Genomic DNA, 12419 nt, shown 5'->3' on the forward strand with positions numbered 1-12419 from the left:
TGTTGGGTTGGGCGACGAAGGTTGCGGCGCTGTCGATGTCGCTGATGGTCAAGGTGCCGTTGGTGGTCAGTGGGGCATTGGTTTCGGTCAGATTGGCGATGTCGGCGGACAACACGGCGGCATCGTTAGTACCGGTGACAGTAACGGTCACCAGCTGAGTGTCCACGCCGTCAAGGCCATCGCTGACCTGCACGGTGAACACTTCATCGTGACTTTCGCCAGCCCCCAGCGATTGCACCGCGCTGGCAATGCCATCGGTGCCATTGGCTAGGGTGTAAGTCCATTTGCCAGTGCTATCCACCGCGATCGAACCATAGGTGCCGGTATTCGTACCCGCGATGCTCCAAGTGGCCGTAGCAGCGTGATCGATGTCGGCCGAGCTGAACTGGCCACTCACGCTGAGGGTGGTGTCTTCCTGCACGGTGCCGGCATCATTGCCGGTCACGAAGCTGAGCACGGGCGCATCGTTAGTGCCGCTGACGGTAACGGTCACCAGCTGAGTATCGATGCCGCCGAGGCCATCGCTGACCTGCACGCTGAACACTTCATTGTGACTCTCGCCAGCCTTCAACGATTGCACGGCACTGGCGACACCGTCGCTGCCATTGGCCAGGGTGTACGTCCACTGGCCGGTGCTGTCCACGGCGATCGAACCGTAGGTTCCCGTAGCCGAGCCATTGATGGTCCAACTGGTCGTGGCGTCGTGATCGATGTCGGCCGAGCTGAACTGGCCGCTGACGCTGAGGGTGCTGTCTTCCTTTACCGCGCCGGCATCATTGCCGGTCGCGAAGCTGAGCACGGGCGCATCGTTAGTGCCGCTGACGGTAACGGTCACCAGCTGAGTATCGATGCCGCCGAGGCCATCGCTGACCTGCACGCTGAACACTTCATTGTGACTTTCGCCAGCCTTCAACGATTGCACGGCACTGGCGACGCCATCGGTGCCATTGGCCAGGGTGTACGTCCACTGGCCGGTGCTGTCGACGGCGATCGAGCCGTAGGTTCCCGTAGCCGAGCCATTGACGGTCCAACTGGTCGTGGCGTCGTGATCGATGTCGGCCGAGCTGAACTGGCCACTCACGCTGAGGGTGGTGTCTTCCTGCACGGTGCCGGCATCATTGCCGGTCACGAAGCTGAGCACGGGCGCATCGTTAGTGCCGCTGACGGTGACGGTCACCAGCTGGGTGTCGACGCCGCCGAGGCCATCGCTGACCTGCACGTTGAACACTTCGTCGTGACTCTCGCCAGCCTTCAACGATTGCACGGCACTGGCGACACCGTCGCTGCCATTGGCCAGGGTGTACGTCCACTGGCCGGTGCTGTCGACGGCGATCGAGCCGTAGGTTCCCGTAGCCGAGCCATTGATGGTCCAACTGGTCGTGGCGTCGTGATCGATGTCGGCCGAGCTGAACTGGCCACTCACGCTGAGGGTGGTGTCTTCCTGCACGGTGCCGGCATCATTGCCGGTCACGAAGCTGAGCACGGGCGCATCGTTAGTGCCGCTGACGGTGACGGTCACCAGCTGGGTGTCGACGCCGCCGAGGCCATCGCTGACCTGCACGTTGAACACTTCGTCGTGACTCTCGCCAGCCTTCAACGATTGCACGGCACTGGCGACACCGTCGCTGCCATTGGCCAGGGTGTACGTCCACTGGCCGGTGCTGTCCACGGCGATCGAGCCGTAGCTGCCGGTATTGCTACCGACAATGCTCAAACTGGTCGTGGCGTCGTGATCGATGTCGGCCGAACTGAACTGGCCGCTGACGCTGAGCGTGGTGTCTTCCTTTACCGCGCCGGCATCGTTACCCGTCGCGAAACTGAGTACGGGCGCATCGTTAGTGCCGCTGACGGTAACGGTCACCAGCTGAGTATCGATGCCGCCGAGCCCATCGCTGACCTGCACGGTGAACACTTCATTGTGACTCTCGCCAGCCTTCAACGATTGCACGGCACTGGCGATGCCATCGGTGCCATTGGCCAGGGTGTACGTCCACTGGCCGGTGCTGTCGACGGCGATCGAACCGTAGGTTCCCGTAGCCGAGCCATTGATGGTCCAACTGGTCGTGGCGTCGTGATCGATGTCGGCCGAGCTGAACTGGCCGCTGACGCTGAGGGTGGTGTCTTCCTTTACCGCGCCGATATCATTGCCGGTCGCGAAGCTGAGCACGGGCGCATCGTTAGTGCCGCTGACGGTGACGGTCACCAGCTGAGTATCGACACCGCCGAGGCCATCGCTGACCTGCACGCTGAACACTTCATTGTGACTTTCGCCAGCCTTCAACGATTGCACGGCACTGGCGACGCCATCGGTGCCATTGGCCAGGGTGTACGTCCACTGGCCGGTGCTGTCGACGGCGATCGAGCCGTAGGTTCCCGTAGCCGAGCCATTGATGGTCCAACTGGTCGTGGCGTCGTGATCGATGTCGGCCGAGCTGAACTGGCCACTGACGCTGAGCGTGGTGTCTTCCTTTACCGCGCCGGCATCGTTACCCGTCGCGAAGCTGAGCACGGGCGCATCGTTAGTGCCGCTGACGGTGACGGTCACCAGATGAGTATCGACACCGCCGAGGCCATCGCTGACCTGCACGCTGAACACTTCATTGTGACTTTCGCCAGCCTTCAACGATTGCACGGCACTGGCAACGCCATCGGTGCCATTGGCCAGGGTGTACGTCCACTGGCCGGTGCTGTCGACGGCGATCGAACCGTAGCTGCCGGTATTGCTACCGGCAATGCTCCAGGTGGCGGTGGCAGCGTGATCGATGTCGGCCGAACTGAACTGGCCGCTGACGTTGAGTGTGGTGTCTTCCTGCACGGCGCCGATATCGTTGCCTGTCGCGAAACTGAGCACGGGTGCGTCATTGGTGCCAGTGAGGGTGATGGTCACAGTCTGCGTCGCCGAAGCAGCATTAGCCGCGCCACTGTTGTCGGTGGCAACCACCGTGTACGAGAAGGTGATGGTTTCACCCGCACCGAGGAAGTCGAGGTTCTGGTTGCTGCTGTAGTCCCAGCTGTTCTGATCGACCGAGAAGCCGGCCACCAGTGCCGAAGCCACGCCCGCATTGAGCGTGCCGCCGCTCCAGGCGATGTTGCCGTTGGAGGTGTGCGACACAGTCACCACGTCGATGTTGTCCACATCGGCAAAACTCAGTGCACCGCTGTCGCTCAGCGTGGCGGTGCCATTACCTTCGTTCATTGCGCCGCTGCTGTCGGCGATCGTCAGCGTCGGCCGATCGTTAGTACCGGTGAGAGTAATGGTCACGGTCTGCACCGCGCCGTCGCCAATCGCCACGTTATAGGTTTGCGTGACGCTCTGGCCTTCGCCGAGGAACTGCAGGGCGGTGTTGTTCACCGCGAAGTTCCAGCCCAGCGAACCGCTGCCCGTGCCGGTGCTGTCGCTCAGTGGATTAGTGGTGAAACTGCCAAGATAGCCGGATGCGCCCGGCGTGACGGTGACGCTGTGGGTGTCGATCAGGTCGACGTCGGTGAAGGTGATGTTGCCGCTGGCTGAGTAGTCGCCGCTGTCTTCCCCGGCATCGCCGGCTTGCACGCCGCTGGTGATCTGCACCTGATCGTTGGTGCCGGTGATGGTGATCATCACATTCTGCGTGGTCGACGAGCCATGCCCATCATTGATGGTGACCACATAGGTTTCAGTAACTGTTTGCCCCTGGGCCAGGGATTGGGCTGCCGCATTATTCAGGGTGTAAGTCCAGTTAACGGAGCCGTCGGCAGTGTTGGCCGCTTCGGTCACGGGGGCAAGGACGAAGGTGCCCAGCGCGGTTGTATTGCCTCCCGCAGCCTCGAAAGAGGCGGTATGCGTGTCGCTCAGGTCTACATCGCTAAAAGCAATAGTGCCTGTCGCGCTCAGCGAGTCAGTGGTGCTCGGAGTCGTGCTCGCATCTTCGGTTACCGTGCTGGCCTGGGCGCCGAGGCTCATCGTCACACTGTCATTCATGCCAGCGAACTGTACCTGCGCGGTAGCCCAGCTGAGCGTGCCGTTACCCAGACGAATCGCATAGGTAAAACTGTCCGTCAGGGACCCTCCAGCTGCCAGCGCCTGGAGTTGTGCCTTGAACGTAGTCGACAACGTAGCGGCGTCGTAGCCGACCTTGCCATCGGCGGTAATCCAGATCTTTGCCCCGTTGAAACTGGTGTCAGTACTTGTCGCCTCAATTCTGCCGGTGTCCTGGACCAGCAGGTCGGCCGGCGCATAAACCTTGGTGGCAGTGGAAAGACTGGTCGCGTCATCGAGTGACCAGAGTGTCTTCGCGTTGCCACCGAGGTCATTGGACATGACGTCCAGGTACACGACGCCCAGCAGGTCTTCGGTGATGGCCGCGGTGCTCGTGCCAATAACTCCGGCAGTGAAAATGTCGTCCTGCGCCTGCGGAGTGTTGGAAAGCGAAGTAACGGTGCCGCCGCTGGTCGTTGTGGTGGTAGCCATGTCTTTCTCCCGAAAATGCCATTTTTTTATTTTTGGAATCGCTAGGGACTGCTAACAGGGCGAAGTCCCGTTCTTGCACCGCTCAGGTCGTTCAAGAGTGGTGCGAGGCGGCCGCCGGACATCGTCGGCCAGCTGACGGGACAAGCGCTGCCGGCAGAGGCGCGCGGGTGTTGCGGGGGTGGAAAAGCTCGCCGCATTCGAGGAGCGGATCGCAGTTCAGGTTGGGCGAACGTCGGCCCGAGCCTGAGGCTGCATTGCGCACGGCGCGCAGTAATCTGAGAGCTCCCATGTGGAAGGGACTCCTGAAGTAATGGCTGAATGAGGCCGTGTCTTGGGATAGCCCTGACTCAGGAGTACGGCCTTTCCTGATATCAGTTTGATGTGTGTTTAGTTGTGGGCTCAGGCTTTGTAAAGGTGTTAACCGAAGGTAACAGTACGATGTGCCAATATTCCGACAAGTGGAGGTTTTGGTGTCAATATTATGTCGATTTGTTTTTGGCGAAGGGGGCGTAGACACTCAACACGGGTGCACCTCAAATGAGCTGAAACCCTTATGCGGCAAGGTCTGGCTGCGTATTTCCAGTGCTGGGACACCCTCAAGTTGCAACGTCAGCGGTTAAAAAAGCCCCGCCAGGGCATTCCTATGTCGGTTTTTTTCATGCTCGAACCACCCGACGGCTTACGTGGAAAGTCTGTCGTGACAACGAAATACGCGATTGCACACCCGCCGCTTCAAGGGAACGCGACTACTGGCCGATAACCCGGTCGGTCGTTGTGGTTTTCGTCACCGCCGACCGGTAAGCATCATCACGGGTTTATGCGAAATCGCTTGATAGCCTATGGCCTCCCGCTATCATCTGCGCGCCGAAAAGGCCGCGAAGCCGAGCTCGCCCGTTAGCTGCCTTTAAGTTGCTCTTCTTAAATTGCCTGGAAATCTTCGATGCTGTCGTATCACCAAAAAAGCTTCCTGATCGTCGATGATTTCTCGGATTTCCGCAGTTCCGTCAGGTCCATGCTGCGGGAGCTGGGCGTCAAGGACGTGGACACCGCCGATACCGGTGAACAGGCGCTGCGCATGTGCTCGCAGAAGTCTTACGATTTCATCCTGCAGGACTTCCACCTGGGCGACGGCAAGAAGAACGGTCAGCAAGTACTCGAAGACCTGATGATCGAGAAGCTGATCAGCCATGAAAGCGTGTTTGTCATGGTCACTGCCGAAACCAGCCAGGCCATGGTGCTCAGCGCACTGGAGCACGAGCCTGATGCTTACCTGACCAAGCCGTTCAACCGTTCCGGCCTGGCCCAGCGCCTGGAACGGCTGGAGCAGCGCAAAACGTTGCTCAAACCGATCCTGCAAGCCCTTGACCGGGGTAAACCGGTTGAAGTGCTCAATGCCTGCATTGCCCTGTGCAAACAGGACATTCGGTATTCACCACTGTGCCTGCGTTACCGCGCCGATGCGTTGCGCGATTTGAACCAGAACGAAGCGCTGGAGCGTCTCTATGACAGCATCATTGCTGATCGGCCTTTGCCATGGGCATTTGCCGGGTTGGGCCAGTTGCTGTTCAAGCGCGGCCAGGTCAGCCAGGCCAAAGGCATTTATGAAAAAGCCCTGAAAGTCTTCCCGATGATGCCGGCCCTCTACGACGGCATGGCCGATGTGCTGGTCGCCGAAGGCGACACCAAGGGGGCGCAGAGAGTCCTGGAAGAGGCTATTCGCCTGTCGCCGCTGGCGGTGCGCCGGCAAGCGTTACTGGGCAAGCTGGCAATGGCCAACGAGGATTTCGATACCGCTTCCAAAGCCTATCGCCAGGCGGTGGCCCAAGGGGCGCAGTCACGTTTCAAGGATGCGGAAAGTAACCTCGGCCTGGCCCATGCCTTGATCAGCAAGGGCAGTGAGAAAGGCCTGGACACCCGGACCCGCCTCGAAATCAACACCACGCTGAGTGCGGTGGCGAAGGAGAACCCTTCCGACCCCGGCCTGCAGATTCGTGCGCGCCTGATGAAAGCCACCAGTCTGTTGCTCAACGATGCCGAAACCGCCGAGAAGCTCACCGAGCAGGCGATGATGCGTCTCGATGGCATGGAGCAGTTCATGAGCGCCGAAGCGGCGCTGCTGGTGGCCAAACAGCTGCAAATGCTGGGGCAGGCAAGTGCCGGCGCTTCGATGCTGAAAAACTGTGCGGAAATCTACGGCGACGATCCGACCGTGATGAAAGGCATCGCCAAACTGACTGACGACCCGACCATCCTCAACTCCGGTAACGCAGCCGCCGACCTTAACCGTCAGGGCGTGCGGGTGTACAAGACCGGCAACCTGGTGGAAGCCCGGGATGTATTCCGCAAAGCCCTGGCGTTGCAGCCGAAGAACATCAGTATTGCCCTGAACATGGCGCAGTCGTTGCTGCACGGCACTGACACCAGCGTGCCGTCGGCCGAACTGGAAGAATGCCGGGCCTGCCTGAAAACCGTCGGCCTGATGCCCGATACCGACGCGCGTTATCCGCGCTACCAGAAACTGAAAATCAAGGCGTTCGGCGAATGATCGACAGCGAACCGTCACTCGACTTTTCCACGGTGATTGCTTCCACCGTGCATGACATGAAGAACTCCCTGGCCATGCTGATGCAGGCGCACAGTCAATGGCTGGCGCGCTTGCCCGATCCCGAGCAACACACCCCGGAGCAGGGCGTGATCGACTTCGAGTTCGCCCACCTCAATGGCATGCTGGTGCAATTGCTGGGGCTGTACAAACTCGGTGTCAACCAGATGCCGTTGCAGCCGGCCTACCATGAGCTGGATGATTTCATCGAGGCGCAACTGGCGGCTCACCAGGAAGTGTTCGCCAGCCGCGGCATTATCGCGAGCTATGAAGTGGACCCGTTGAGCCCGCTGGGTTTCTTCGACCGGGAACTGATTGCCTCGGTACTCGCCAACTGCATCAACAATGCCATTCGTTACGCCCGCCATGCCTTGTTGATCAGCGTCAGCGATGAGGCCGGGCAACTGGTGCTGACCATCAACGACGATGGTGAGGGTTATCCGCCCGAGATGATCGAGCGTCAGGCCGATTACGTGCAGGGCATCAACCACAGCAGTGGCAGCACCGGCCTGGGCCTGTACTTTGCCGGACGGATTGCCGCCTTGCATCAGCGCAACGGCGTGGGCGGACGCACCGAAATCAGCAATGGCGGCCCGTTGGGCGGTGGCGTGTTCAGCCTGTATCTCCCCTGACAGACACAATCCCCGAAGGCTGCGATCTTTTGATGTTGCCTTTAAAAAGCAAAGTCAAAAGATCGCAGCCTTCGGCGGTTCCTCCACCTTTTTGTTTGACGCTGCTTGATATTCCGAACAGCCGAAGCCTATTTTGTACGGGTCGCCGTTCGCGGCTCGTACAACAACAAGGATTGCGTCATGACAACCGATGGCCATCGTTCACTCGCGCAGCGATTGACGGGCATTGATGAGATTGAATGTGTCACGCCGGACCTGAACGGCGTACCACGCGGCAAGGTGATGACCGCCGAAGGATTTCTTGAAGGGCGGCGTTTGCAGATGGCGCGGGGAGTGCTGCTGCAATGCATCATGGGCGGTTATCCGCCGGCGCGCTTTTACGGCAGTGATGATGGCGACCTGGCGCTGGTGCCTGATCCCGCGCAGATCCACCGTTTGCCCTGGAGCCCGCAGCCTCGGGCGCTGGCCATTTGTGATGCGGACGAACTGACTGGCGAGAGCTCGCCATTGTCGACCCGCGGCCAACTCAAGGCCGTGATCGCTCGATATGCCGCCCTCGGTCTGGCGCCGGTGGTGGCGACCGAGCTGGAGTTCTTCGTCTTCGCGCCCAACCCTGACCCGACGCAACCCTTCCAGCCACCACTGGGCCTGGACGGTCGTCGCGAGGACGGTCATTCGGCGTTCAGCGTCAGTTCCAATAACGGCTTGCGGCCGTTCTTCAATGAAGTCTACGAATGCATGGCGGCGTTGGGCTTGCCGCGCGATACCTTCATGCACGAGATGGGTGTCAGCCAGTTCGAGATCAACCTGCTGCACGGCGATCCGCTACTGTTGGCCGACCAGACTTTACTGTTCAAGCATCTGCTCAAAGAAGTGGCGCTCAAGCATGGCCTGACCGTGGTCTGCATGGCCAAGCCGTTGGCGCACACACCGGGCAGTTCGATGCATATTCATCAGAGCATCGTCGAGATCGGCACCGGGCGTAACGTGTTCAGCGACAAGGCCGGCGAGCCGACCGCGACCTTCCGTCATTTCATCGGTGGCCAGCAGGCCGGCATGGCGGATTTCACTGCGCTGTTTGCGCCGAACGTGAACTCCTATCAGCGCCTGTGCCATCCTTTCGCATCGCCGAACAATGCCTGCTGGTCCCACGACAATCGCGCGGCCGGACTGCGCATTCCGGCCAGTTCACCGGTCGCTCGTCGGGTCGAAAATCGCTTGCCGGGGGCCGATGCCAATCCGTATCTGGCGATCGCCGCGAGCCTGGCGTCAGGGTTGTATGGCATCGAGAACAAACTGGAGCCGAGCGAGCCGATCCAGGGTGAGTTCGTTGTGCCGGATAATCTTTCGTTGCCGTGTACCTTGCATGCCGCTCTCGAACGTCTGAAACGTAGCCAATTGGCGAAGGAACTGTTCGGCAAGGAGTTCATCGAAGGCTACATCGCTTCGAAGACCATGGAGTTGACCAGCTTCTTTGATGAAATTACTCCCTGGGAACGGCGTGTTCTAGCAGCCCAGGCCTGACGACCCGTCGCCGTCGGGCTATCGTTTGTCGATAGCCCGATACTCACTGCAAGGAGCCGCTCGGAACGCCGATGCGCCAAATCTTGAAATCTTTTCGGGGGCTTTATTTCGCCTCGCTGATGATGTTGATCGGCTCGGGCCTGTTGAGTACTTACCTTGCCCTGCGCCTGGCGGCCGATAAAGTCGATAGCCTGTGGGTCGGTGCGTTGATGGCGGCCAACTATTTCGGCCTGGTGCTGGGCGGCAAGATCGGCCATCGGCTGATTGCCCGGGTCGGGCATATTCGAGCTTATTCAGCCTGCGCCGGGATCGTCGGCGCGGCAGTGCTGGGCCATGGCCTGGTGGACTGGTTGCCCGCGTGGCTGTTCCTGCGGGTGATCGTCGGCCTGGGCATGATGTGCCAGTACATGGTGATCGAAAGCTGGCTCAATGAGCAGGCAGAAGCCAATAAGCGTGGCGTGGTGTTCAGCGGCTACATGATCGCTTCGTACCTGGGGCTGGTGCTGGGTCAGCTGATTCTGGTCATGCACCCGGGCCTGGGCCTGGAACTGCTGATGCTGGTCGCACTGTGTTTCGCCCTGTGCCTGGTACCGGTGGCCCTGACGCGGCGGATTCACCCGGCGCCTTTGCACCCGGCGCCGATGGAACCACGCTTCTTCATCAAGCGTGTGCCGCAGTCGTTGAGCACGGTGTTGGGGTCGGGTTTGATCGTCGGTTCGTTCTACGGTCTGGCGCCGCTGTATGCCTCGCAGCAAGGGCTGTCCACCGAACAGGTCGGTCTGTTCATGGGTAGCTGCATTTTTGCAGGCCTGGTGGTGCAGTGGCCGTTGGGTTGGCTGTCGGACCGCTATGACCGGGCGCTGTTGATCCGCTGTTTCGCGTTCAGCCTGGCGTTGGCCGCGTTGCCGCTGGCAATCATGCAGCAGGTGCCGCTGGAGGTGCTGTTCATTGCCGGGTTCCTCTGCTCGTTGGTGCAGTTCTGCCTGTACCCGTTGGCGGTGGCGTTCTCCAACGACCACGTCGAGGGTGATCGCCGGGTGTCGCTGACGGCGATGCTGCTGGTGACTTATGGTGTCGGCGCGAGTATCGGACCGTTGGTAGCCGGGGTGTTGATGAAGCTGTTCGGCAGTCAGATGCTCTATGCCTTCTTCAGCTTCTTTGCGCTGGTGCTGGTGTGGCGAATTCGCCCCAAAGCGGTCACCAACCTGCATCAGGTGGACGATGCTCCGCTGCATCACGTGGCCATGCCGGACAGCATGTCGAGCTCGCCATTGGTCGCTTGCCTGGACCCGCGAGTCGATGAACAGGTAGTGCAGGATCAGATGCAGAACCCGGTCAACCCGGAGGCTGATTTCAATCCGGATGCCGAGCCGGAAACCGAAGCTGAAACAGATTCGGAACCCGAAGACCCTGACGCAGGTCGCGAGCAAAGTTTTACCGAAGCGCGGCCTTGACCAAGGCATAAAAAAACGGGCAGTCACCGCAAGGGACTGCCCGTTTTTTATGGGCGTGGCGTATCAGAAGTCGTCTTTATCGAAACGCCGCGCTTCGCGCTGAAGCTGATAGACGAACCGCTCGACCTGGCGCTGCACCAGGCCGCTCATGTTGTGAAAACGCACGCCAGCGAAGGTGGTGTTGATCTTTTCTTCGAAATGCAGGTAACGCAGTTCGACCGGTGCCGTCATGCTGCCGAAGGGCAGGGCAGCGACGAAGCGGTCATAGACCTGGCCCAGTTGCAGGCTAGCGGTGATGTCGCCCTCGAAGCGCAATTTGCAGCCGGTGGCGGAGATGTCCAGCAGTTTGCCGCTGATGGCCGATTTGAGTTTGTCGCCACCCAGATCGACGTTGACCAGTTGCGCCAGCTTCAACGCGGCGCGGAAAGCATTGCGGCGCTGGTGATAAACCACCTCATCGGGCAGCGCGCCACGGTAGCAGCGGCCATCGCCGGAGTCGTCGATGGTCAGCGGGCCATTGCTTTCCCAGGCGATGCGCACGCCGTCGTGGAAGCCTTCGACCTTGAACGGTTCGCCGGCCAGCAGAAAACGTTCGCCATCGCGCGGGATCATTTCGTCCAGCGCGATCATGTTGCTGTCACGGTCGATGTCCACCAGATAACTCTGGAAGCGCTGGCTGCGCTCATGGAACGTGATGATCAGCGGGTCATGGCTGTCTTGCAGCTGACGCAGATTGCCGGAGATTTCCAGGGGCGTAGTGAGCACCTTGGGTGGCTGCGGAGCATCTTCCGCGTTTAAGGCATTGAACACGGGGCATCAATCTCCAGACAAATATGACTACTGGCTAGCATTCTGCCAGCATGTTTCGCGTCTTGATAGAGCGTGCTCATTGAAAGGCTCAAGCCTGACTGAGCGGGCGTGGCTTTGCGAGCTTGGAGGTTGAACCGCGGGCATCATAGAGCGCTGGCGGCTCGCCGCCGGTGAGGATTTTCAGCTGGTTGGCCGTGGCGGCCTGCTGCACCAGAATCGACTGGCCATTGTTAACGTTGGCGGCCTGGCACTGGGCCAGGAGGTCGGTCAGCACATCGCTCTGTGCCAGCAACTGATCGCCAATGCTCGAATGGCTGGCAAGTTGCTCCAGGCCCTGGCGATTGGTCGGCAGGTTGAGGCTGGCGAGGATTTCACTGCGCTTGCGGCCATGCTGCTCAAGCAAAATGATCAATGCCTGTTTCTGCGCCAGAATCTCTTCGAGCAGTGGCATGTCGCGACCGTGCAGCGCGAGGGACTCGGTTTGCAGCAGCTCCAGCAAGTGTTGCGCCGGGGCAAAGTCGTCGATGATCAGTTGCAGTAAATTAGTGTCGTGCATGGCTGGCCTTGGGTTTTAAGCGTCCAAAAGCCTGGCGCGGCCGTGGCCTAGCGCTGGGCTTCGAAGTTGAGCAGTTTGCTGGCTACACGGTTGCTGTCGACTTTATAGCTGCCATCGGCAATCGCTGCTTTCAACTCGGCCACGCGGGCGTTGTCGACGGCAGGCTGATCGCGCAGCTTGTCAGTGACCTTCTGCAACTGTTGAGCCTCATTGCTGAGGTGTACCGACTCCCCGCTTTTGGTGGTACTGGCCTGTTCGGCCGGGGTATTCAGCGGTGCGGATTGGCCGGCTTCGGCGGTTTCCTTCGCGGCGCTGGTACGTGTACTGCCCGTAAGTGACGAGGAGCTGTTTAAACGACTGAAATCGATGACCATGACAAAAAACCTCTGGGTAT

General features: G+C 60.1%; 8 protein-coding genes. 4 read left to right on the forward strand and 4 right to left on the reverse strand.

The features are described 5' to 3' along the window. The coding region (locus KW837_RS00005) for a VCBS domain-containing protein (RefSeq protein WP_218394112.1) at positions 1–4447 on the reverse strand (4447 nt) is incomplete at its 3' end. A 940-nt stretch (positions 4448–5387) separates the two neighbouring features. On the opposite strand from KW837_RS00005, the gene KW837_RS00010 reads away from it, so the two are divergent. From KW837_RS00010 to KW837_RS00025, 4 genes are all read left to right on the forward strand, one after another. Further along, entirely contained in the window at positions 5388–6992 is a 1605-nt protein-coding gene (locus KW837_RS00010) for a tetratricopeptide repeat-containing response regulator (RefSeq protein ID WP_052966588.1), read from the forward strand. Continuing rightward, positions 6989–7681 (forward strand): sensor histidine kinase KdpD, encoded by a 693-nt coding sequence (locus KW837_RS00015; RefSeq protein WP_192345623.1) that lies wholly within the window; start codon positions 6989–6991, stop codon positions 7679–7681. Before KW837_RS00010 ends, KW837_RS00015 begins: the two co-directional genes overlap by 4 nt. A 282-nt stretch (positions 7682–7963) precedes the next feature. Continuing rightward, positions 7964–9205, forward strand: a complete 1242-nt coding sequence (locus KW837_RS00020; RefSeq protein ID WP_218395132.1) for a glutamine synthetase family protein — start codon at positions 7964–7966, stop codon at positions 9203–9205. A 71-nt stretch (positions 9206–9276) separates the two neighbouring features. Beyond that, complete coding sequence (locus KW837_RS00025) at positions 9277–10659, forward strand: MFS transporter (RefSeq protein WP_218394113.1); 1383 nt, start codon at positions 9277–9279, stop codon at positions 10657–10659. A 63-nt stretch (positions 10660–10722) separates the two neighbouring features. Here KW837_RS00025 and KW837_RS00030 read toward each other — a convergent pair whose 3' ends face one another. The 3 genes from KW837_RS00030 to flgM form a co-directional block, all read right to left on the reverse strand. After that, complete coding sequence (locus KW837_RS00030) at positions 10723–11469, reverse strand: flagellar brake protein (RefSeq protein ID WP_008071799.1); 747 nt, start codon at positions 11467–11469, stop codon at positions 10723–10725. Between the two features lie 88 nt (positions 11470–11557). Beyond that, positions 11558–12025, reverse strand: a complete 468-nt coding sequence (locus KW837_RS00035; protein ID WP_008071798.1) for a flagella synthesis protein FlgN — start codon at positions 12023–12025, stop codon at positions 11558–11560. Positions 12026–12072: 47 nt separating this feature from the next. Next, the gene (gene flgM / locus KW837_RS00040) at positions 12073–12399 is read right to left on the reverse strand and encodes a flagellar biosynthesis anti-sigma factor FlgM (RefSeq protein WP_123495850.1); all 327 of its coding nucleotides are present in this window, start codon (positions 12397–12399) and stop codon (positions 12073–12075) included. Between the last annotated feature and the right edge of the window lie 20 nt (positions 12400–12419).

The organism is Pseudomonas sp. PDM24, assembly GCF_019218905.1.
GTDB lineage: Bacteria > Pseudomonadota > Gammaproteobacteria > Pseudomonadales > Pseudomonadaceae > Aquipseudomonas.

What these genes read in the sequence shown, in the direction of transcription:
- KW837_RS00010 (WP_052966588.1), top strand. Translation starts at nt 5,388, where the DNA reads ATGCTGTCGTATCACCAAAAAAGCTTCCTGATCGTCGATGATTTCTCG.
- KW837_RS00015 (WP_192345623.1), top strand. Translation starts at nt 6,989, where the DNA reads ATGATCGACAGCGAACCGTCACTCGACTTTTCCACGGTGATTGCTTCC.
- KW837_RS00020 (WP_218395132.1), top strand. Translation starts at nt 7,964, where the DNA reads ATGACCGCCGAAGGATTTCTTGAAGGGCGGCGTTTGCAGATGGCGCGG.
- KW837_RS00025 (WP_218394113.1), top strand. Translation starts at nt 9,277, where the DNA reads ATGCGCCAAATCTTGAAATCTTTTCGGGGGCTTTATTTCGCCTCGCTG.
- KW837_RS00035 (WP_008071798.1), bottom strand. Translation starts at nt 12,025, where the DNA reads ATGCACGACACTAATTTACTGCAACTGATCATCGACGACTTTGCCCCG.
- flgM (WP_123495850.1), bottom strand. Translation starts at nt 12,399, where the DNA reads ATGGTCATCGATTTCAGTCGTTTAAACAGCTCCTCGTCACTTACGGGC.